Below are 19834 nucleotides of genomic sequence, written 5' to 3' on the forward strand. Positions count from 1 at the left end.
AAGAGAACTTCCACCACCTCATTCAGTAAGCGGACGGCAAACACACCTTGTGAATCTTTCGTCCTCTCCGGTTTCGATGGCAGCTTGCTTCGCTTATTCTTCCTGACTCACGCGTAAGGATCGGAGTAGGTTTGACGGCATGGAAGCAGATAAATCTTGTCCTGTAGTTCTGCGAGGCAGAGAAACGCTGGAAATCTTAGCGTTCGAGCATCCATTAGCAGGCTTTCAGCTGGTCAAAGGCAGTGTCGAGCCAGGTGAGTCAAGCGACCTGGCTGCGGTTCGAGAGCTGAAAGAAGAAGCAGGGATTCAGTCGACAGTTGGGCGACATCTGGGGCAGCGGCGATGCATCGTAACTGGATACACATGGGCATTTCATGAATGTCATGTTGCCCAAGACCTTCCAGATACTTGGATGCATTTTGCAGAAGATGATGGAGGCCATGAATTCAGATTCTTTTGGCATCCGCTCGTGAGCGAGCCCTCTGAGAATTGGCATCAGGTTTTCAAGGATGCTTTGAGCTTTCTTCGGAAAAAACTCACTGAAGCCTAAGTGCGCTTACAGCTTTTCTTGGGGTAGTCAGGACGGAACCCACTGATGCGGCAGCAATTGTGCGATCTCACGGGCCCGCTGCGTCGGCAGTCGCTTCAGCACATCCTTGAGATAGGCATACGGATCATGCCCGTTCATGCGCGCCGATTGGATCAAACTCATGATGGCCGCAGCCCGCTTACCGCTGCGCAGCGATCCAGCAAATAACCAGTTCGAGCGCCCGAGTGCCCATGGCCGTATCTGGTTCTCGACCTGGTTGTTGTCGATGGGCACAGCCCCATCGTCCAGGTAGCGCGTCAGCGCTACCCAGCGTTTCAGGCTGTAATCGAGGGCTTTGGCCGTGGCCGATCCGTTGGGTACCAGATCGCGCTGGGCCAGCATCCAATCATGCAGTGTTTTGCTGATCGGAACCGCCAACTCCTGACGTATTCGCCACCGATCTTCATCGCTCATGTCCCGCGCCTGGCGTTCAACCTCATACAAGCCGCTGATCGAGTGCAGTGCTTGTTCGGCCAGCTGACTTTTGTTCGCCACGTGCAGATCGAAAAACTTGCGACGGGCGTGAGCCATGCAGCCGATTTCAGTGATGCCTTGTTCAAACCCGGCTTTGTAGCCAGCGAAGTCGTCGCAGACCAGCTTGCCGTTCCAGTCGCCCAGGAAGTTGCGCGCATGTTCGCCAGCACGGCTTGGGCTGAATTCGTAAACCACCGATTTGAGCGCCGAAAACGGGGTCGTGCTGTAGGCCCAGACATAGGCCCGGTGGGTTTTCTTCTCGCCTGGCGCAAGCATTTGCACGGGTGTTTCATCTGCGTGGATCACGTCCTTGTTAAGCACGGCTTCACGCAGCGCATCGACCAGTGGCTGAAGCCGCACGCCGGTTTGTCCGACCCACTGCGCCAGGGTCGAGCGGGCAATTGACAGCCCGGCGCGGCCAAAAATCTTCTCCTGCCGGTACAGCGGCAAATGATCGGCAAACTTGGCCACCATCACGTGGGCCAGCAAGCCTGCGGTCGGAATACCTTTGTCGATAACCTGGGCCGGTACCGGCGCCTGGATCAGAGTTTCGCACTGACGGCAGGCCCATTTTCCCCGGACATGTTGCTCGACGGTAAACACGCCCGGCGTGTAATCCAGCTTCTCGCTGACGTCTTCGCCGATGCGTTGAAGTTGGCAGCCGCAGGCGCACTGGGTATTTTCAGGCTCGTGGCGAATCACGGTGCGCGGGAACTGCGGCGGCAATGGCGAACGTTTCGGAGATTGCCGTGGCTCGGCTAGTGGCGGAACCGGAAGGAGCTGCTTCAGCTCGGCCTCGATAGCTTCAAGGTCGGCATCGAGCAGGTCATCTAGCAAGCTGCCTTGCGCCGGGCTGATTTGCTCACTGTGCCTTGCAAACTTGTGGCGTTTGAGCAGGGCGATCTCGTAAGTCAGATGGTCGATGATGGTTTCATCGTTCTGGATTTTCTTGCTCATCGCCTCAACCTGGGATTGCAACTGCAACGCCTGTGCCGCCAAGGCACGAAGCTGTTCCGGGGTCATCTGGTCGAGGTTGGGCGAGAAAGTCATGCCGCCGATTGTGCCAGAGCAGACGCGGGACGACGACAAGTAGACCGGCCAAATGGCCGGCGTTTACAGCATGCTAATCACACCGCCGGCGCCAACGCGCTGCCACGGCAGGCCCAGTACCAACGCCTGGAGTTGCTCGCTGTCGAGTTCGACCTCGCAGCCATGGCGAATGCCGGGCCAGTGGAACTTGCCTTGGTTCAGTCGACGCGCTGCAAGCCAGACGCCGACGCCATCGTGCACCAGCACTTTCATCCGGTTAGCCCGGCGATTGGCGAACAGATAAGCGCAGTGCGGCTTCGCCGCACCGAACACCGCGATCACTCGGGCTAATGCGGTTTCGGTACCGGCGCGCATGTCCATCGGCTCGGTGGCCAGCCAGATGGCATCGATGCGGATCATCGAGTGACAGCCCGAATAAACTGCGCGCAGCCTTCAGGATCTGAGGTTGGCCATTTCACCGTGATCACTTGCCCGGCCATGGGCAACTCGATGATCACTGGTGCTTCGGCTGGCCGTTTAGGTGCGGCTTTTAGCGGGACGAATGCCGGTAGTGAAGCCGCTGCGGGCTGATCTCGATAGAGCGGCATCCATTTGCGGATAACGTTGGCATTGATGCCGTGGCTGATGGCGACACTGGACACGGTTGCGCCAGGTTGCAGGCATTCTCGAACGACTTGAGCTTTGAATGGTTTCGGATAAGAGCTTCGTTGGCGCATGGAGATCCTGGCGATAAGGGTGATCGCGTCCGCTTAAAAATACGCGGACACCATCGCCCTTAATGCTGGAGTTCGGAAGGTGAGTTCGCCGGACGCTTACCTCATTCAGACGCTTTACCGCGAGCACGCCGTGAACTCTGAGGCAGCCATGGGCTGAGGTATTAACCGCACATGTCGCTCGTCAATGGATATCGCTTTACCGTGATCAATAGGCCCTCGCACTCTGAGTCGCCTCTAGGCTCACAGACAACTTCGAGTAACCGCTTCTGACCGGTTGCTGCCTCTCGCGACAGGCGGCAATTGCCCAGTTTCAGCCGGTCACGTCTAACGACTTTCGGCCAGTAGTTGACCTAGCGTTTCACTGGGTCCGTATCCCCGAATTGGTGCCGTACTGTGTCACAGGCCGGCATCTCCAGAGTGAGTCAGAACGCTGTAGTGAGGCGTTCAGCCTGCAAGTCAATGACCGACGTGCTGCCAGCCCGTAAAGAATAGTGAATTAACGGCCTTCGCTAGCATGTATGCGCAATCGGGGAACGCACACAACGAGGTTCCGACTAGCGTCAGCATTGTTGCAACGATCATTGTCCCGACCTGACCTGCCAGTGCGTAGGGAAGTGTAATTTCCTCATGGTAGCGAATGTTATCGAAGCATAGGCGCATATGCGTTTTCAGCGTGGCAAGCTCAAATGCGGCGCTATCATGCTTATCTTGGAGCGTTCTTAGGTCCTGGCGTAGCGAAGCCAATTCACGGTGCTCCTCGCTAGGGTAATTCTGTATTGCCGTGGTGTTGCTGAAGGAGAACGACTTGTTCTCAACGACCGCGGGTGTGGGCACAAAGATCGCGCGTACAGCTTGAATCTTCGCCGTGGCAGCTAAGGCGATGGTGACTAAGCCTGAGAGCACGGCCAGAAACAGGCCAAAACTCAGCATGTAGTTATTTTCGGCGAAGCCGAGCGCCGTAAAGATCGCCGCGACCAGCATTACTATCAGTGCCATCCTTAGAACTGTTTTCATTGACCTCGCCTACGCTTTTTTCGGGACGCCAGTATGAGCGGGTCCAAGCGAGGAATCCAGACGACTGAGGCGGAGCATGAACCTATTGCGCCGTGGCGCACTCCCCAGCCTACTCAGTCGATGCGGGTTGTCGCCCGATCGAGTCCGGAACGTCCTTATTAAGGCGAAAAGGGGACGGCGAAAAGGGGACAGATTTATTATCCTAGAAATAAATCCGTCCCCCTTCCGCTTAAAAGACTTCACGATTCGGAGAACTAATACTAAAGCTATATGACAAAACGTCAAATCATAAAATAGCGCGCGCTAAGATTCTTGAAATTCCGGACCAATCATTTGGGCTCAAAGAGATTAGGGATGAGATCCTCAAGACGGGTGCATCTGACTGGATTTCTTGGGCCGCTGCCATGGGAACACGTACGTTAAATAAAGCAGAGCGGAATTATGCATTGAGTTATTTCTCAAAAGGCTCACCTCTTAATCACCTAATATCAGAATGCGTCAAAAAGCTGTGAAAAGAAATGTGTGGAGTTATTTTCCAGAACAAGAAAAAATCTGCCGCTCTTTTATTGAGATCAGGTGATCTTCAAGGAGGAACTCCACCATTTGCAAACACATTCAATGGATCCGAAACTAGCAGTAGGGCTTCGTCCCCACCTGTTTATAGATTTAGTCCAAGGGGAAAATCTGAGCAAGTTTTTTCCAAATCCCAATTAAATGCTCATCAATTTTTGCTTTGTTATCGCTGTCATTAAATATTTCCGTGAAGGACATATATGGGTGAAAGTCGTCATGAAATGTGGTTATGTGTTCACCGTCTTTGACATACATATCAGCTGAAGCACCGATCCACCCAATCGGGATAGGATTTAGCGCTTTAGGATTATGAAAAAATACAGTCCCTTGGTTCCATGTCTCTTTTTTAGCTTGATAGCTCCCAACTTCGTACATAAAGGGAGCGGGAAGGACGGCGTTTGGGTCATGCCGATAGCATGTTCCATATCGAAAGATTCTTAAATTCGGATCCTTTCCCTTGCCTGCGTGACTAATACGGTTAAAGGTGGCAATGGTTCCGGTATTGCAAAATAGCACCCCAGATATATTCTCTGCACCGGGTGAATCAAAGAAGCCAGATGGAATTGTTTTTTGTCCTTTTGTATGTTCTTGAATAGAATTATGGTGAATAACTAAATTTCCGAATTTGTCCCGTAGCGCGTCATACTCAACGCCGTAAAGATATTGAGAAAGAGCAGATGATGAAGAAGTTAATGACCCTGGGCGACTGAAATCTTGAATAGCAATGGCTAAGGGCTTTCCTTGAACTTGCGGTAGTGTCCAATATTCTTTTTTGAGTTTTGAGAACAAAGGACTACCAAGACGTATAGGAATTTCATGGCGATAAAGATCACTTAACTCACTATCTGTGCTGGCAAGGTCAGGATATATGGAGTACGGAATAATTCCGCTGTTATTTGAGGGGTTTGCTGTTACCGCTTCTAATGCAATTGTTAGTTCGCCTCTACTCAAAAGAAAATCGGGGCGATCATAGCTTCTATCAACTGTAATGTTTTGCGATTTAAATAGCTCATTTAAAAATAATTCAAATGTCCTTTGATCAAAGCCCGTGGTCTGAAATTGCTCGGAAAAATTTCCGTCCGGGTCGACAAAAGTCTTTTGAATGGACCTCAAAATGGTTCGAGCGGGTTTAAAGCCCGGGCTATTTCTTAGCTCTATATATTGAGGATGCAATTTTTTCTTATTGCTACTCGGGTCTTTAAATAGGTCTACTTTCATCGTTCGCATCTATTGGGAAGCTTAGTTAGGTAGTGTAATCGACACCTGCGGACCATATCTGATCGACTTGAACCTAACATATTTTATGTCGATCAGTTTATTGCCGGTTTCCGGCTGAATACAGTCAGTCGAGGAAATACTATTTTAACTGGAGGATAATCAGATAATCCTTCGCTGGAGCTCTCTTGGTATAGTGTTGATATCACTGTCGCTCGGCATTTGACGTTACCAATTTCATTCGTACGAGTTCACTATCGACTTTTTTCATAAAGCCCCTCACGCTTTTTATTGCGGCTTCCGCATTAGGGAATACGGTGGGAACCTTTTCTCCTGCTTTGATTTTTAATGCTGCACCATATTTAACTTCAAACTCAGCATCAATTTTTCCGTTATTATGGATTATCAAATGACGCATCTCTAAGTAGGGCAAAACTGACATTTTGTCGGCTTCGCTAAGATTTACACCTGTGCCGCTTAAGATTTTGTCTATGAGTTTTATAGTGCTTCGCTCATTCTCAAGACTTCTAAATACATCCTCTACCATTTTTCCATGGAGATCGCCGAGAGTGTTAATTTTTGCCAAATCCGCGAAAGTCATATTCAGAAGTTTCTGTGACTTCCCGACGACTTGCATAGGATCTTTTTTGTATATTTCCTTGAGGATATCTCTCATATACTCAGAAAAATATCCATAAATTTCGACAATGGCTGAGTGAGAATTTTTGGCGCGACAATAGTTGTAAATTCTCGCCCGATTTCTGGCAGGGTGGTTTAAACGCGTATAATTTGAACAGTCGATTGGTAGAGCTTTATCGATGTCTTTTTTTATATTCTCGGCATGACCCAGGAGGTTTGAAGTAACCCTCGCCGCCGCATCCATCGCCTCGAGATACATTTCAAGGTCCTGAGCTCTGCTTCTGAATCTTTGATGCGTTTTGCTTTCAGCCATTGCGTATCTTCCGTGAGTTATGAGATGGGCGAGCTATCCAACCGCCTTCTGCATCTTGTCGCCTTAAGTCGCTTGAGGCTAACGCATATAAATCGTGATATCAATAAGCCTCTATTGTTGCTGGCTTTGCTTGCCCGTTCGCAGTGCAGATACACGCCCTTGCAATGAATCCAATGTGCTGCTGCTCCACAATTGTCTCGACACCAAAGCCGCAGCATACATAGCCATAGATCACCTCCTTACCTAGCTTTGTATCATGGTCCCCAATACTCCTTAAGGCACCAGCGCCACGATACGCATGCGTCGCCCCAGAGCCATCGCAAGCGCCCTTTTTGAATGGCTAATGTGGCTCAAATCGGCTCCTAAGGCCGAACGTCCGCATTTGGCCGATTTCTGCCGTTCGTGCAGGCCAGCAATCGCAAACCCGATGCCCAGAGCTAACCCCCCGGTATCTGATACACAACCGAATCATATTTCTCCGCCATCCGCCTTTCGATGACCACTCCCCCCAAAGCTTCGGCAATACGCCGACTCGCACCATTCTGCGTCGCAACAGGATAGATGAAGTACTTAGCCACCACCCACTGGCTAGCCCACTGAACAACCGCCCGCACCGCTTCACCACCAAACCCCAACCCATGTTTATCTTCACGAACCCAGATCCCCAACTCCGGCGTTTCACTGCCGGTATGGTGCAGCCCGACCAAGCCGGTAAAACGAGCACCTACCCGCTCCCTGACCGTGAACACGATGTCGCTGCCATCCGCTATCGCAGGCAGCCACTGCCCCCAGACTTGCGCGTACTCTTCCAGTGAGGCAGGCGGTTCCCAGGACATGTAGCGAGTCAGAGACGGTGAGATACAAGAGAAAGACTCAACAGCGTCCTGCTCGCAGAAGGGCTCAATGCTCAGGCGTTGCGAGAGAATGCGGATTGCGTGGGTGTCCACTGGCATGGCCATTTCCTTCCTGGGGTCCGTTACTCCATGTATGCCGTGAACATATCATGCGGGTCGCTTCATCAGTATCAGGCTCTCTATACTGAGCCCCCAGAATGGTAGTTGGAGCACCCAATATGCCCGTCGCACCCAACCAAAACTCCCCCATCATTTTGGTCCCGGTTCAACAAAGCGACTTGGATAATCTGGTAGCCATTCGAATTGAGGCCATGCGCGAAAGTCTGGAGCGTGTTGGGCGATTTGACCCTGTGCGTGCGCGGGAGCGGTTTCTTGGCGGCTTTGAAGCTCGCGACACACGCTATATCGAGGCGTCTGGAGAGAGGGTGGGTTTCGTAGTGGTCAAACATCACCCCAATGAACTCTTGCTCGACCACTTGTATGTCAGGCCGGGCGCGCAAGGTTCAGGGGTAGGGTCTGCTGTTCTCTCTCAGATTTTCAAAGAGGCGGATGCGGCTGCGCTGCCTATCAAAGTGGGGGCTCTCAAAGAAAGCGCTTCGAATCGCTTTTATACCCGCCATGGCTTCCAGTTCATCGAAAGCAGTGAATTCGACAATTATTATGTTCGTCAGCCTATTCCGGCGATTGGCGCTCATTCCGGAACCATGGGCTGACGAGCACTAGCCCTTCAGTTCACCCGCCCGATTGCTCGCCGCGTCGTCATACGCCACATACAGCGACTCTGCAATTTGGCTTTTGATCGCCTTGGTGGCCTCCAAACCCAGCACAAAACCCTCGGCTTTACCGCCAGCACGGTTGAGTTCTTCATGGGTGGAGGCGCCAGTAATAGCGTCAAGCAGCTTGGCGGCGTGAGGGCCGACGCCTTTGGGGAGGGAGATCTGGTCGATGGACATTATCGCTACCTTGAAAAATGGAGTTCGGGAGCGAGTGGAACCACTGCCGGGGCTGGCATGGTAGACCTGTTTGCCATGAAAGGGGTCGCTTTACGCGCAGCGGCGCTATTCTTTGCGGCTACGCAGTCAGATGGGGCCATTGATCAATCTGGAGGGGCTTATGGAGTATTGCGTTGAGGGCTACTGCCTTCGGCCATTGGCGTGCGACGATTTCGAGAGGATCAGCCGTTACGAACGCGTCAATCGCAGGCATCTGCAACCCTGGGAGCCGCTCAGGGAGGAGGAATATTTCACCACGGGCAACGCCAAGGCCAGGGTGGAGCAGCAGGTCAACAATATGCACGCTGGCAACGCTCTGTGTTTCCTCTTGCTTGAACCCGAGAGCGGAGAGGTCCTAGCGCGGTGTAACTACACGAACATTGTGAGAGACGTTTTTCAGGCCTGTCATCTTGGCTTCTCGCTGGCGGAATCAGCCCAAGGCCGTGGCCTGATGAAAAGAACGCTTCAGATCACTAACCAACACTGCTTTGAGCAGTTGGGTCTTCATCGGATCATGGCCAATCATTTACCCCGCAATGTGCGAAGTGAACGCCTTCTGGAGTCGCTGGGGTTTGAGAATGAAGGACATGCGCGAGCCTATCTGAAAATCGCTGGCATCTGGGAGGACCATACGTTGAGATCGTTGATCAACCCTGAACAATAAGCGCGGCCACTGCCGCCGACCGGTCCTCGACGACAGCCGCAGGCTGCGCCGATCAAGCCTGGGTGCTGAACCCCTGGGCGGCACGCCGCTCCAACATCGCCCGCTCAGTCTCTTGCGTCGCGCGCTCGCCGTTGGAAGACAATTGGTTTATGAAAAACTGGTTTCTGCCCGCTTTAATATCCGACGGGTCATGCGTTCTGAACAAGGGCGCCAGATCAATAGTGCTGGCGAAGTTTTCATTGGTCAGGCTGTAGTAGCCCAGGGTGCTTCCAGACCAGGGTGAACCTGCGTCTACCATGTCGATGGCGGCGTTGCGGTAGGCCACGGCTGTGGCTTTCAGCTCAACGGATTGATTGAGCAGAACCGTCAGCCTCTCGGTCGCCTCACGGCTGAGTTGGCCAGCCGTATCGAGCACTTTCAGCCGGCCGTCAGCCTCAACGGTAAAACCGTACCCGGTGCTGGCCAGGTCGGGCGCAGTGGCTGCCAGGTTCGCTTCGAATGTCTGGAAGGAAGCTTTCAGCGCACTTTGCGCGCCATTGAACAGGTCGACGAAACGAGGAAAGTGCGGCGATTCGGAGCGACCGACCCAGGTATCAACGGCCTCCGGGGCTTGTGCCGTGGTTGTCGCCGCTTCACTGGGATGGTAAATGGCCGCGGGGCCGGCGTTTGCCAGGGCTTGCTTGGCGGGGTCCGTCGACGCCTGGGGTACGAGCTTCTGCTCAGAAGGCGTGAGGTTGAGATTGGCCGGTGGAATATAGGCAGGGCTAACGGAAAGTGCCATTTAATCGGTCCTTGATTAGCGGGTTCATACGGGTTATCGACCATAAACGCGTCAGCTTTAGACCGTCACGGGAGCAAGCTCCCTCGCCACAGCTTTTGATCGTTCCACGCCCTGCGCAAGAACGAACACGCGCCCGAAGCATTCCTGATGCTCGAAGGCTCGCCACGGGGCATTTTGAATACCGGGCATGAAGGTGGGGAGCGTACGGCTGAAAATGCTCGGTGGATTTGAACAGGCTACGCCCATGCCGTTAGGCATCCAGATCACACCCTGAGGGATGCATGTTTTCTTGATGTTTCGACACGACCGCTGCCTGTGTCTCCTTGTATATGATCTGGTCACCGCCAGATTCATTCTGGCCGCTTATCATCTGTCGCCTCAATGCGCTTGAAAAAGAACGCAAGGCGACTCGCCAGAAGGATACGACAATGACGACTTGCGCACCCCCTGCTGGGTCACGTGAACACTACGACTCGGTAAGCCGAGCAGTGCATTGGCTGATGTTCCTGTTGTTTGCGTGGATCTATTGCTCAGCCATAACCCATTACCTGGCGTCAGACTCAGCGCTGGATAAATGGCTGTGGCCCTTTCACAAACCCGTAGGGTTGTTATTACTGGTGTTGCTGATCCTACGTGCCAGCTGGAGTCTGCTGAACCAACACCGGCGCCCACTCAGCATCAGCCGTTTCGCCGCCGCCGGGCACGGCATGCTGTATGCACTGATGTTCCTGATCCCGCTGATCGGGATGATCCGCCAGTACGGCTCCGGCCGGGCTTTTTCTGCGTTTGGCGTGCAGGTCATGGAGGGGTTCGAGGGGGAAAAAATCCAGTGGATGGTTGATCTGGGCAGCAACTTTCATAGCTTGCTGGGTTGGACAATGCTGGTGCTTATCCTCGGGCATGTCGGGGCGGTGGTCATGCACTATAGGCAGGGCGATAAGCAGGTACTGCGGCGTATGACAAGAGGGGTGCGCCAGCACTGAAGTGACGCGGCCCACAGGTAGGGCCGCGCTGTCAGGATTGCTCCAACACCACCGGCTTGATCGCCCGCCCATGCTGGCGCGCCGTGACCAGGCCGATGGTCGATGACACTTCGCTGCAATGACCAGGCCACTTGCATTGCGGTACCCTCTCCACCGCGTTGGCGATGGAACACAAACGGGGATACCCGGATATCGTTGCCGAGGATTGCTTGAATGAGTGGCAACGCTTGCGCCCCGCGCTTCAATAACGCCCGCTCTGATCAGCCTATCGCCTGATGCCCCAACCCACTCCCAGGATTCACGGATTTCCTTTATGCCGCCTGCCTCACGCGACCACGCCCGTATCGAACGCCGTCTCATCGCGGCGCTGACCGACGCCTGCGAGATCGCAAAGGTCGAAATTCCGGGCTTCGACTGGTTGACCCACACCGTCGACTACCACGCGTTTCCCCAAAGCCTGCGGGTGATCTGGGTGTTCGACAGCGTTGCGAGCAAGGCTCGCGCCCTTGCGACCGGCGGGGACGCCCGTATGCGCGAGCTGACTACCGCCGCGCTGGATGACGCCGACGTGCACGTCCCGAACATCGCCCGCTGCGTCAGTTTCGACTCCGAAGAGGAATGCCACCTTCGGCATGGCGGCGATTGGCGTCGGCGGCTGGCTACTCTCCGGGGGATCTGAATCGCGCCACGGCTCACTGAGCAACGGGAGACCTCGCTACCCCACCTTGCACGTCAACCAAGCCCCCCAGAAAAGGCTGCTGAAGAAACGCGTCGCGTCGCCGAAGCCAGCGTCATGCAACAGCTTCTGAACCGCGGCCTCGGAATGGGGCGGGTCAGCGCCTTGAAGGATTTTGCCGAGCTTGGCCTTCACTTCGTCCGGGGTGGCGCCATGCTGACGCCAGCGTTGGCCCCATGCCGCCAGCAGCAACGGCTGGCTGGCATACGCGTAATGATTGCCCGCGACGATCAGCGGTGCCCCCGGTTTCAGGTGCGCCCGAATCGATCGCAGCATCCGGTCCTTGGCGTCATCCCCCCCCAGATGGTGGAGCACACCGATCAAGGTGGCGGCGTCGTATGACGCGTCTGCTGCCAGGTCTTCAAGCGTCCCGAGATGCAGGGTTGTTCTATCAAGCAGGTGGTTGGCTTCCAACTGCTGCCTTGCCGCGTCCAGCATCGGCTGCGAGGGATCAACCGCCATGAAGCACCAGCCTGGTTCAAGGTTGGCCATGGCGATGATCTCCTGCGCCGTACCGCCGGCGCCGACCACCAGTATCTTGGCCGAAGGGGCATCGCCAAGGCTCGCCGCGAGCATGCAGGCTGCCAGATCCTGGCACGCGTCATAGCCCGCCAACGCGATACGGCTTTGTCGCGCGTACTCGTTGGCTCTTGAGGTATCGAATTTGTCAGCAGGGTTGGATGAGGATGAGTTCAAGGCGGTTCTCCGTGGCCTTGAAGGAAATTACGTTAACCGTGGCAGTAAGAAAAATGCATTAATTTTATGCGCTGCATTCCCGTGGGGAATGCGGGGGCGTAGGAGTGGAGGGGGTTGCAGGATCGTACAAGCCTATGACCTGTCGGCCCGGATAATCTGGCCTTCTCACCGACAGGAAGGCTCAGCATGACTCACCTACAGCAACCCGCCCAACCGATAAACCTCGCGCACAAAGCTTCGCTCATCGATCAGCAATGGAGCCCAAGAGTGGTTGCCGAAATGAACGACTACCAGTTCAAGGTGGTGCGTATCGAGGGTGAATTCATTTGGCATTCGCACCCCGAAACCGATGAAGCGTTCCTGGTGCTTGAAGGCACGCTGCGTATCGACCTGCCGGAGGGCCCGGTGTATGTGAAGCCGGGTGAGTTGTATGTGGTGCCGCGTGGCATTGAGCACAGGACGGCGGCCGAAGGTGAAGCCAGGCTGATGATGATCGAGCCTAGGGGCATTCTGAATACCGGGCATGAAGGCGGTGAGCGCACCGCGTTGAATGACCAGTGGATTTGAGCGCCGAGGCTTATTGCCTTCTGTAGGAGCGAGCTTGCTCGCGAAAAACGCCAACGATAACGCGTGCTTCCTGAATGAGCGCGGCGCCTGTGAGTTTTTCGCGAGCGAGCTCGCTCCTACTGGCATTCGGGAAAACCCCAAGCCCTATCGCCTTTGAATCTGCACCGTAGCAAACGTCGGCTCGTCGCGCGCCTGCTCCAGTGTATTCCTGGGCTGTTGCGGGGCCCGGGATTGCCCCTCTGGCCGTAACGCAGGCGGCGGATGCAGGCGCATGTCCGAGCGCTCATCGCTGGGCGCAACGCCGAAGAAATCCCGGTAGCACTTGGAAAAATGCGGCGTGGACACAAAGCCGCAAATCACCGCCAGCTCGACAATCGAAATGGGCGTCTGCATCAGCAACTGGCGCGCACGGGTCAGGCGCAGCTTGAGGTAATAGCGCGATGGCGTGCAGTACAGGTGCTTCTGGAACATGCGCTCCAACTGGCGGCGGGACACGTGCACGTAGGCGGCCAGTTCGTCGAGGTCGATGGGTTCTTCCAGGTTGGATTCCATCAGGGCAACCACTTCTTGCAGCTTGGGCTGTTGCGTGCCGAGCAGGTGTTTGAGCGGCACGCGTTGGTGGTCGCGCTCGTTGCGAATGCGCTCGTACACGAACATTTGGGAAATCGCCGCCGACAGCGTGTGCCCGTGATCGCGGCCGATCAGGTGCAGCATCATGTCCAGCGGCGCAGTGCCGCCAGAGCTGGTAAAGCGGTTGCCATCGAGCGTGAATACGCTGGAGCTGACTTTGACGCGGGTAAACGCCTCCTGCATCGACGCCATCAGCTCCCAATGCACGCTGCACTGGAAGCCATCGAGCAACCCCGCCTGGGCCAGTGCCCAACTGCCGGTGCACACCGCGCCGAGACGTTTACAGTACAGGCGCGCCTGGCTGCGCAACCAGGCGATGAGCGCAGGGCTGATAGCCTGTTGAATGCCCACGCCGCCGCACACGATCACCGCATCGAAGCCGCGCTGGTCCTGCGCGCACGCGTCCGGGGTCACCGACACCCCATCGCTGGCCCACACCGGCTGGCCGTCCAGGCTCAGGGTTTGCCAACGGTAGAGTTCTTCGCCCGCCAATTGGTTGGCCATGCGCAGCGGCTCGACCGCACATGACAGCGATATCAGCGTGAATTGGTCCAGCAGCAAAAAGCCGATGGTCTGGCAAACAGATGCCTCGGTTTCCATCACCGCTACCCCATAGGCGTGATCAGGAATGTTCCAGCGCCACCGGCTTGGGTGCCCGGTTGTGCTGGCGCGACGTGACCAGGCCGATGAAGGAAATCACCAACGCCAGGCCAATGGTCGAGGACACTTCGGTGCGGTGTTCCGGCGTCACCATCATCACCCCCAGGGCCAGGCAGATGAATACGATCACCAGGTAAGTCAGCCAGGGAAACAGCCACATGCGAAAGGTCAGTTCGACGTTCTGCCGAAGCAGCAAGCGACGCATACGCAGTTGCGAGATAGCGATGACCAGGTACACCAACAACGCGATGGCCCCGGAGCTGGCGAGCAGGAACTGGAACAGACCGGCCGGCATGAAGTAGCTCAGCAACGTAACGCCCGCACCGATGATGGTGCTGGCGATCACCGCCGCCCTGGGCACGCCCGCCTTCGAGGTGATTTTAAGCGCCGGCGGCGCATCGCCGCGTTTGCCCAGGGAAAACAGCATGCGCGAAGAAATGTAGATCGAGGAGTTCATGCAACTGGCTACCGCGATCAACACCACCACATCGACCATGAATTTGGCGTTGGGGATGTTCATAATTTCCAGTGCGCGCTGATAGGAACCCACGGAGGCCAACAGCGGATCGTTCCAGGGCACCACGGAAATCACGACGGAGATCGACAACAGGTAGAACACGCCAATGCGCCAGATCACCGAACGGGTGGCCTTGGCGATGTTCTGCGCCGGGTTGCTCGACTCGGCTGCGGCGATGGTCACCGCCTCAGTGCCGATGAAGCTGAACATGATGGTAATGAACGCGCCCACCACCGCCGACAGGCCGTTGGGAGCAAACCCGCCGTGTTCCTCCATCAAGCGGCTCAAGCCGCTGGCTTCGCGATCCGGGATCCAGCCCATGAGGACGCTGAAGCCCAGGCCGATAAAGCCGACGATGGCAATCACCTTGGCCATGGCGAACCAGAATTCGAATTCGCCGTATTTGGCCACGCTGAACAGATTGGTGATCACCAGCAGAACGATTGAAACCAAGGCAAAGAGCCACGCATCAACCTGAGGGAACCACTGATTGAGCACATGCCCGGCGGCCAAGGCTTCGATGGGAATGACCAGCACCCAGAACCACCAATACAACCAGCCGATGGTGAACCCCGCCCACGGGCCGATGGCCTGGTCGGCGTAGGTGGAAAACGAGCCAGTGTCCGGGCGTGCCACCGCCATTTCCCCCAGCATGCGCATGACCAGCACCACCAACAGGCCGGAAAACAGATAAGCCAGCAACACCGCTGGCCCGGCGGCGGCGATCGCGTGTCCGGAGCCGACAAACAACCCCGCGCCGATGATGCCGGCGATGGACAACATGGTCACATGGCGCGGCTTGAAGCCCTGCGCAAGCTGACCGTTGGAATCGTTGCAGTTGAGGCTAGTCATTGTTTTTGTTGTTCTCGGGCGGCCAATGACCTTCACCTTAAGTGCCCGAGGCCAGGCACAAGTAGCCTGGTTACGCCACCATCGTGCCTGATATCGACATGGGGAATAGTGGCATCCTGAAGTAACCGGCGGCGCGCCCTACTCTTGCGCGCTACGTATCAACGACCCGAACAGCTCGCCACGCGGCATCTTGCTCAGCTCGATATCGGCATTTTCAAACCATTCCCGCCCGGCTTCCGGGTGCGGCCCGCTCAGCACAACCACGCCACGTTCGTAGGTGTAGCGCGCCGCCGCCACGTCGCCATTGTGGTAGGTCGCGATGACCTTGTAGGACGCCGCGGCGCTGGCTTTGGGAAAATACGGGCCGTCCTGATAGAACACAGAGTCAGGCTGCCCGTCCCACGTCACCTGCACGGCGGCGTCCTCAATACCGGACACTTCAAAACCGGGACGGCCAGCTTCGGTATCAAGCGCCTGGGGGATCAGGCCGAGGTTGTTGTCGTCGGCCAGGTAGGCGCCCATGCACAGGCCCAGGTAGCGGCCGCCTTTGGCGACGTAATCGCGGATGGCTTCGGCACGCGCATCGCCCAGGCTGTCGAGGGCGGCCGGGATGTCCTGGCCACCGCCGGGTTGCACGTATAGATCGTAGCGCGCCAGGGTTTGCGGGGTGATGTCGATGGGTTCGTCGGCACCGACGAAGTCGATCTGGTAATTGGGGTCCAGGCGCTGCAGGGCGGTTTTCACGTTTTCCGAGCAGTCGGGGCAGCCTGCCGGGCCTCGGTAGATGGCGACATGGGTGACGGGGCCTGCGCCGTGTACGGGTAAAGGATGCAGCGTAGCAACGGCGAGAAACGTGGCAGCGATGGCAGGCAGTTTCATGGGCTAGGCTCAACGGTCAGTTGAATGGGTTTGATCCAGTGGTCGCAGCGCCAAGCCTATAACGGTGAGCCTTTTGAATTCGTGAAGAGTTGTAAATCCACGAGGGCCATTTATCCACTTCCCAGCATCTGCCATAACGACGCGCCTACGCCGGTAATGCTCTCACCGGCGATCAGGCCCGCCGCTGCCGTGATCGCAAAGCGCTGCGTCACACTTGGCCAGCGACAGCTCACGGCCCAGGTCATGATCGCGCCAAGGGCCATCATCAGCGACACCGACGCAGGCAAGACAAACGCCAGTCCCAAGGCTGCCGCACTTGGCAGATAGCGGGCGCGATGGGTGGGCAGCGTGCTATCGAGTATGCCCAGCAGTACGCCGCACAGGCTTGCAACAGCAATGGCCCAGCGGATGCTGGGTGACAACGAATCCAGCCCGTGGGTCAGGGTTTGGGCCACGGCTTTCCAAGTGGCGACGGCCGGGGCTGGCCACTGTTCGGTGAGCAGCATGGTTTGCGGGTCGGGGATCAACGCCAGGTACGCGAATACGCCGACGACGCTGCCGACAAAAATCCCGAGAATCTGGGCGATAACCTGTTTGTGCGGCGTCGCGCCAATCGCCTTGCCCACCTTGAAGTCATTCATCAGGTCTGTGCACTGCCCCGCCGAACCGCCGGCGGTGTTGGCGCTCATCAGGTTGATCGGCACCTGGCCCGGCGCAACGATGCCAAAACTCAGCTGAGACAGTTGCCCGATGGCGCCAATCGGCGGAATACCGGTCGCCCCCACCACCCGCGCCGCCACGGCGGCCAGGCAGATCGCCAGGGGAATGGTTAGCAGCGCCATCCCAAGGTTGATACCGAACAACAGCGCTTGCAGGCTCACCACCAACGCAATCGCCAAGGCAAACCCCACGGCAGGCCCAGGCTTGGGAACCGCCCAAGGCGTGCCGCCAGCCGCTCGGGTTGAGCGATGCAACGCCCACAGGCGAATCGCCAGGGACGCCAGGGTGGAACACACCATCAGGCTCACCCCAGGCCACAGCAGCCATTCCACCAGCGCGGCAAATTGCGGGCCGCTGCTGTCAGCGGGCAAGCTCACCAAGCCGTTGGCCAACAGCCACGGCCCCAGCCCGCCCCATGCCAGCAAGGCGCCGAGCAGCAGGGTCAGGCCCACGCGAATGCCGATGATGCCGCCGAACCCCAGCAACAGCAGAGAGGGGTCGGCGGTGAAGGTCAGGCGCTCCAACTGGGCGTTCGGCGACCAGCGCGGGAAGGCCCACATAAAGGTATCCACCCACTTGACCAACCCGGACAACAACGCTGCGCCGAGCAGCACTTTCAAGCGCGTGGCGGCTTCGCGACCATGGTTGTAGATGTGCAGCAGGGTCTCCAGGGTGGCCATGCCTTCGGGAAACTTCAGCGCCTTGTCATTGAGCAATGAAGGCCGCAGGTACCACGCGATCCAGATCCCCAGGAAACTTACCGAGAACACCCAGGCGATCATCGGCAGCGCTGCCAGTTGGTTGCCGGTGAGCAAGGTATAAGCCGGGATGGGCGCGACCAGCCCGCCGGAAATGATCGACGCCGCGGCAGAGGCCACGGTCTGGTTGATATTGCTCTCGTGCAGGGTCCACGGCAGGTGTTCAGCGGAACGCCGGGCCAGGCCTTGCCAGAGGCCATAACCGATCAGCAAGGCGATGATCGACATATTGAACGACCAGCCGATCTTCAAGCCTGCGTACACGTTGGAAGGGGTCAGCAGGATACCCAGCACGATCCCGGTAATGACTGCCCGCAGGCTCAGTTCGCGCTCTACGGGCGCGATTGACGAGGTGGAGTGCATGCAGATTCCTTTCGAGAAAAGCCAGTGCCACCTTTTAAGTGAGCGCTGGGAGACTCGAAGGTTCACCTGCCGAAACGGGTTCTGTAGGAGCGAGCTTGCTCGCGAAAAACCCAAAGGCGCCGCGTTCATCCAGGAAACACGCGTTATCGTTGACGTTTTTCGCGAGCAAGCTCGCTCCTACAGGAGGCGGTGTCGGTGGGCCCGCTATTTGGCGAACGCGTATTCCCCGCCCCGCTCCACCGCCTTGCGGTATGCCGGGCGCGCCTGGAGCTTTTGCAGCCATGCGGCCAAGTTCGGGTAGGCCTGCAATTTGCCCTGGGCCTGGGCGACTTCGCCGATAAAGCTCATCTGGATATCCGCGCCGCTGAGTGCGTCGCCCACCAGGTACGGCGTGTGGCCCAGCACGTCATTCAGGTAGCCCAGGTAATTGGCCAGCTCCGATTCGATCCGCGGATGCAGCGGTGCGCCCGCTTCACCCAGGCGTCCGACGTAGAGGTTGAGCATCAACGGCAACATCGCCGAGCCTTCAGCAAAATGCAGCCATTGCACATAGCTGTCATAGGCGTCGGTAGCCGGGTCGGGTTGCAGTTGGCCGTTGCCGTGGCGGCGGATGAGGTAGTCGATGATCGCGGCGGACTCGATCAGCACACGAGAGCCGTCTTCGATCACCGGGGATTTGCCCAGGGGGTGAATGGCCTTGAGTTCAGGCGGCGCCAGGTTGGTCTTGGCGTCGCGCTGGTAGCGCTTGATGTCGTAGGGCAGGCCCAGTTCTTCAAGCGCCCACAGGATACGTTGCGAGCGGGAGTTGTTGAGGTGGTGAACAGTGATCATCGAGGCAACACCTTGGGGGGGATTTAAGAGAAGACTACAGCGTAGCGGTGAAGTGCCGCGAATGTCGCCAGGCAGCACCGGCCGGCGCGATCAAATGTGGGAGATGTGGAGCCTTAGCGAGGCTTCGAAGGCTGCGGCATTCACGACATGGATGTTGCCTGATACACCGCTCGAAGCCTCGCTAAGGCTCCACATCTCCCACACTGGACCGGTGGCGGTCAGGCAAGCAATTGAACGATCCACTTCACCTGCTGCACGATCTCCTGCACTTTCTGCTCGGGTACCACCTGCCGCGCCTGTTCGAGACTGGCCAACGTCTTGCGTTTCTCGCGCAATATACGTTGCCACTTCGCCAGGAATTCCGGGCTACGCGCCTGCATTTGCAACGGACCGAAGTACAGCTGCTCGGCGGTATAGGTCATCGCCTCGGTGCGTTCGGCGACGATGATTTCGTAGTAGAAGCGGTTTTCCCGCAGCAACTCTTCATGGAGGATCTGGTAGCCGTTCTCCATCAACCATTGACGCAGCGGCTGCTCGCCGCCATTGGGTTGCAGGATCAGGCGTTCCCGGCCATTGAGGTGCGCCTTGCCGCTGTCGAGAATGTCGCGGATCGTCTCGCCACCCATGCCGCACAGGCTGACAGCGGTAATGTCATCGCCCGCTTCAATCGCCGCCAAACCATCGGCCAGACGCACGGTGATGTGCTGCGTCAGGCCGTTGTCGGCCACGGTACGGTTGGCCGCATAAAACGGTGTCGCGGCCACTTCC

23 protein-coding genes are annotated in these 19834 nt (G+C 56.9%); 6 read left to right on the forward strand and 17 right to left on the reverse strand.

The window, feature by feature from the left end:
• Window positions 1-139: 139 nt before the first annotated feature.
• Entirely contained in the window at window positions 140-550 is a 411-nt protein-coding gene (locus GIW79_RS23600; protein WP_194438213.1) for an NUDIX hydrolase, read from the forward strand.
• A 27-nt stretch (window positions 551-577) separates the two neighbouring features.
• Here the strand turns inward: GIW79_RS23600 and tnpC are convergent, their stop codons facing one another.
• The 7 genes from tnpC to GIW79_RS23635 all read right to left on the reverse strand — a co-directional run bounded on the left by tnpC (window position 578) and on the right by GIW79_RS23635 (window position 7536).
• Window positions 578-2113 (reverse strand): IS66 family transposase, encoded by a 1536-nt coding sequence (tnpC, locus tag GIW79_RS23605; protein WP_236453728.1) that lies wholly within the window; start codon window positions 2111-2113, stop codon window positions 578-580.
• 63 nt (window positions 2114-2176) lie between these two features.
• Complete coding sequence (gene tnpB, locus GIW79_RS23610; protein ID WP_004575513.1) at window positions 2177-2512, reverse strand: IS66 family insertion sequence element accessory protein TnpB; 336 nt, start codon at window positions 2510-2512, stop codon at window positions 2177-2179.
• The gene (gene tnpA / locus GIW79_RS23615) at window positions 2509-2829 is read right to left on the reverse strand and encodes an IS66-like element accessory protein TnpA (RefSeq protein WP_194438215.1); all 321 of its coding nucleotides are present in this window, start codon (window positions 2827-2829) and stop codon (window positions 2509-2511) included. The genes tnpB and tnpA overlap by 4 nt, the downstream gene beginning before the upstream one ends.
• A gap of 456 nt (window positions 2830-3285) precedes the next feature.
• Complete coding sequence (locus GIW79_RS23620) at window positions 3286-3843, reverse strand: hypothetical protein (protein WP_069558284.1); 558 nt, start codon at window positions 3841-3843, stop codon at window positions 3286-3288.
• 666 nt (window positions 3844-4509) lie between these two features.
• Window positions 4510-5634 (reverse strand): glycosaminoglycan attachment protein, encoded by a 1125-nt coding sequence (locus tag GIW79_RS23625; protein WP_139129531.1) that lies wholly within the window; start codon window positions 5632-5634, stop codon window positions 4510-4512.
• A 202-nt stretch (window positions 5635-5836) separates the two neighbouring features.
• Window positions 5837-6583, reverse strand: a complete 747-nt coding sequence (locus GIW79_RS23630) for a hypothetical protein (RefSeq protein WP_236453722.1) — start codon at window positions 6581-6583, stop codon at window positions 5837-5839.
• A gap of 437 nt (window positions 6584-7020) precedes the next feature.
• Entirely contained in the window at window positions 7021-7536 is a 516-nt protein-coding gene (locus tag GIW79_RS23635; protein WP_236453720.1) for a GNAT family N-acetyltransferase, read from the reverse strand.
• Window positions 7537-7655: 119 nt separating this feature from the next.
• Here GIW79_RS23635 and GIW79_RS23640 point away from each other — a divergent pair, with 119 nt between their 5' ends.
• Window positions 7656-8150 carry a GNAT family N-acetyltransferase gene (locus tag GIW79_RS23640; protein WP_236453718.1) on the forward strand — a complete coding sequence of 165 codons (495 nt, stop codon included), beginning with the start codon at window positions 7656-7658 and terminating at the stop codon, window positions 8148-8150.
• A gap of 6 nt (window positions 8151-8156) precedes the next feature.
• Here GIW79_RS23640 and GIW79_RS23645 read toward each other — a convergent pair whose 3' ends face one another.
• Window positions 8157-8390, reverse strand: coding sequence for a hypothetical protein (locus tag GIW79_RS23645; protein WP_003192651.1), 234 nt, complete (start codon window positions 8388-8390; stop codon window positions 8157-8159).
• Between the two features lie 160 nt (window positions 8391-8550).
• Here GIW79_RS23645 and GIW79_RS23650 point away from each other — a divergent pair, with 160 nt between their 5' ends.
• On the forward strand, window positions 8551-9093 hold the full coding sequence (locus GIW79_RS23650) for a GNAT family N-acetyltransferase (protein ID WP_236453716.1): 543 nt from the start codon (window positions 8551-8553) through the stop codon (window positions 9091-9093).
• A gap of 52 nt (window positions 9094-9145) precedes the next feature.
• Here GIW79_RS23650 and GIW79_RS23655 read toward each other — a convergent pair whose 3' ends face one another.
• Window positions 9146-9874, reverse strand: a complete 729-nt coding sequence (locus GIW79_RS23655; protein WP_089042004.1) for a hypothetical protein — start codon at window positions 9872-9874, stop codon at window positions 9146-9148.
• Between the two features lie 329 nt (window positions 9875-10203).
• Here GIW79_RS23655 and GIW79_RS23665 point away from each other — a divergent pair, with 329 nt between their 5' ends.
• Window positions 10204-10857: a cytochrome b gene (locus tag GIW79_RS23665; protein ID WP_232458787.1), complete on the forward strand. Its 654-nt coding sequence runs from the start codon at window positions 10204-10206 to the stop codon at window positions 10855-10857.
• 31 nt (window positions 10858-10888) lie between these two features.
• On the opposite strand, the gene GIW79_RS23670 is transcribed toward GIW79_RS23665, so the two are convergent.
• Complete coding sequence (locus GIW79_RS23670) at window positions 10889-11032, reverse strand: hypothetical protein (RefSeq protein ID WP_157717990.1); 144 nt, start codon at window positions 11030-11032, stop codon at window positions 10889-10891.
• Window positions 11033-11170: 138 nt separating this feature from the next.
• Here GIW79_RS23670 and GIW79_RS23675 point away from each other — a divergent pair, with 138 nt between their 5' ends.
• The gene (locus tag GIW79_RS23675; RefSeq protein ID WP_054896287.1) at window positions 11171-11536 is read left to right on the forward strand and encodes a hypothetical protein; all 366 of its coding nucleotides are present in this window, start codon (window positions 11171-11173) and stop codon (window positions 11534-11536) included.
• A gap of 36 nt (window positions 11537-11572) precedes the next feature.
• On the opposite strand, the gene GIW79_RS23680 is transcribed toward GIW79_RS23675, so the two are convergent.
• A complete protein-coding gene (locus GIW79_RS23680) occupies window positions 11573-12289 on the reverse strand; it encodes a class I SAM-dependent methyltransferase (RefSeq protein WP_054896288.1) in 717 nt (238 codons plus the stop codon).
• 186 nt (window positions 12290-12475) lie between these two features.
• Here GIW79_RS23680 and GIW79_RS23685 point away from each other — a divergent pair, with 186 nt between their 5' ends.
• Window positions 12476-12856: a cupin domain-containing protein gene (locus GIW79_RS23685; protein ID WP_034126192.1), complete on the forward strand. Its 381-nt coding sequence runs from the start codon at window positions 12476-12478 to the stop codon at window positions 12854-12856.
• Between the two features lie 144 nt (window positions 12857-13000).
• Here the strand turns inward: GIW79_RS23685 and GIW79_RS23690 are convergent, their stop codons facing one another.
• The 6 genes from GIW79_RS23690 to GIW79_RS23715 all read right to left on the reverse strand — a co-directional run.
• The gene (locus tag GIW79_RS23690) at window positions 13001-14086 is read right to left on the reverse strand and encodes a GlxA family transcriptional regulator (RefSeq protein ID WP_057977549.1); all 1086 of its coding nucleotides are present in this window, start codon (window positions 14084-14086) and stop codon (window positions 13001-13003) included.
• 22 nt (window positions 14087-14108) lie between these two features.
• Window positions 14109-15515: an amino acid permease gene (locus tag GIW79_RS23695; RefSeq protein ID WP_057977547.1), complete on the reverse strand. Its 1407-nt coding sequence runs from the start codon at window positions 15513-15515 to the stop codon at window positions 14109-14111.
• Window positions 15516-15653: 138 nt separating this feature from the next.
• Window positions 15654-16394 carry a BPL-N domain-containing protein gene (locus tag GIW79_RS23700; protein ID WP_236453713.1) on the reverse strand — a complete coding sequence of 247 codons (741 nt, stop codon included), beginning with the start codon at window positions 16392-16394 and terminating at the stop codon, window positions 15654-15656.
• A 110-nt stretch (window positions 16395-16504) separates the two neighbouring features.
• Window positions 16505-18235, reverse strand: a complete 1731-nt coding sequence (locus GIW79_RS23705) for an OPT family oligopeptide transporter (RefSeq protein WP_181125060.1) — start codon at window positions 18233-18235, stop codon at window positions 16505-16507.
• A gap of 204 nt (window positions 18236-18439) precedes the next feature.
• The gene (locus GIW79_RS23710; RefSeq protein WP_034126187.1) at window positions 18440-19066 is read right to left on the reverse strand and encodes a glutathione S-transferase family protein; all 627 of its coding nucleotides are present in this window, start codon (window positions 19064-19066) and stop codon (window positions 18440-18442) included.
• 218 nt (window positions 19067-19284) lie between these two features.
• Window positions 19285-19834 (reverse strand): tRNA (adenine(22)-N(1))-methyltransferase (locus GIW79_RS23715; RefSeq protein WP_236477420.1); only part of this gene is annotated, 550 nt, incomplete at its 5' end.

The organism is Pseudomonas sp. PA-7-1E (assembly GCF_021605325.1).
In the GTDB taxonomy this organism is placed as follows: Bacteria; Pseudomonadota; Gammaproteobacteria; order Pseudomonadales; family Pseudomonadaceae; genus Aquipseudomonas; species Aquipseudomonas fluorescens_BV.

Excerpts from the sequence above, each read along its gene's own strand:
- GIW79_RS23640 (WP_236453718.1), top strand. The coding sequence starts at position 7,656 with ATGCCCGTCGCACCCAACCAAAACTCCCCCATCATTTTGGTCCCGGTT.
- GIW79_RS23685 (WP_034126192.1), top strand. The coding sequence starts at position 12,476 with ATGACTCACCTACAGCAACCCGCCCAACCGATAAACCTCGCGCACAAA.
- GIW79_RS23635 (WP_236453720.1), bottom strand. The coding sequence starts at position 7,536 with ATGCCAGTGGACACCCACGCAATCCGCATTCTCTCGCAACGCCTGAGC.
- tnpC (WP_236453728.1), bottom strand. The coding sequence starts at position 2,113 with ATGACTTTCTCGCCCAACCTCGACCAGATGACCCCGGAACAGCTTCGT.
- GIW79_RS23700 (WP_236453713.1), bottom strand. The coding sequence starts at position 16,394 with ATGAAACTGCCTGCCATCGCTGCCACGTTTCTCGCCGTTGCTACGCTG.
- GIW79_RS23690 (WP_057977549.1), bottom strand. The coding sequence starts at position 14,086 with ATGGAAACCGAGGCATCTGTTTGCCAGACCATCGGCTTTTTGCTGCTG.
- tnpB (WP_004575513.1), bottom strand. The coding sequence starts at position 2,512 with ATGATCCGCATCGATGCCATCTGGCTGGCCACCGAGCCGATGGACATG.
- GIW79_RS23650 (WP_236453716.1), top strand. The coding sequence starts at position 8,551 with ATGGAGTATTGCGTTGAGGGCTACTGCCTTCGGCCATTGGCGTGCGAC.
- GIW79_RS23710 (WP_034126187.1), bottom strand. The coding sequence starts at position 19,066 with ATGATCACTGTTCACCACCTCAACAACTCCCGCTCGCAACGTATCCTG.
- GIW79_RS23600 (WP_194438213.1), top strand. The coding sequence starts at position 140 with ATGGAAGCAGATAAATCTTGTCCTGTAGTTCTGCGAGGCAGAGAAACG.
- GIW79_RS23675 (WP_054896287.1), top strand. The coding sequence starts at position 11,171 with ATGCCGCCTGCCTCACGCGACCACGCCCGTATCGAACGCCGTCTCATC.
- GIW79_RS23695 (WP_057977547.1), bottom strand. The coding sequence starts at position 15,515 with ATGACTAGCCTCAACTGCAACGATTCCAACGGTCAGCTTGCGCAGGGC.
- GIW79_RS23645 (WP_003192651.1), bottom strand. The coding sequence starts at position 8,390 with ATGTCCATCGACCAGATCTCCCTCCCCAAAGGCGTCGGCCCTCACGCC.
- GIW79_RS23630 (WP_236453722.1), bottom strand. The coding sequence starts at position 6,583 with ATGGCTGAAAGCAAAACGCATCAAAGATTCAGAAGCAGAGCTCAGGAC.
- GIW79_RS23655 (WP_089042004.1), bottom strand. The coding sequence starts at position 9,874 with ATGGCACTTTCCGTTAGCCCTGCCTATATTCCACCGGCCAATCTCAAC.
- GIW79_RS23620 (WP_069558284.1), bottom strand. The coding sequence starts at position 3,843 with ATGAAAACAGTTCTAAGGATGGCACTGATAGTAATGCTGGTCGCGGCG.
- GIW79_RS23625 (WP_139129531.1), bottom strand. The coding sequence starts at position 5,634 with ATGAAAGTAGACCTATTTAAAGACCCGAGTAGCAATAAGAAAAAATTG.
- tnpA (WP_194438215.1), bottom strand. The coding sequence starts at position 2,829 with ATGCGCCAACGAAGCTCTTATCCGAAACCATTCAAAGCTCAAGTCGTT.
- GIW79_RS23705 (WP_181125060.1), bottom strand. The coding sequence starts at position 18,235 with ATGCACTCCACCTCGTCAATCGCGCCCGTAGAGCGCGAACTGAGCCTG.
- GIW79_RS23665 (WP_232458787.1), top strand. The coding sequence starts at position 10,204 with ATGATCTGGTCACCGCCAGATTCATTCTGGCCGCTTATCATCTGTCGC.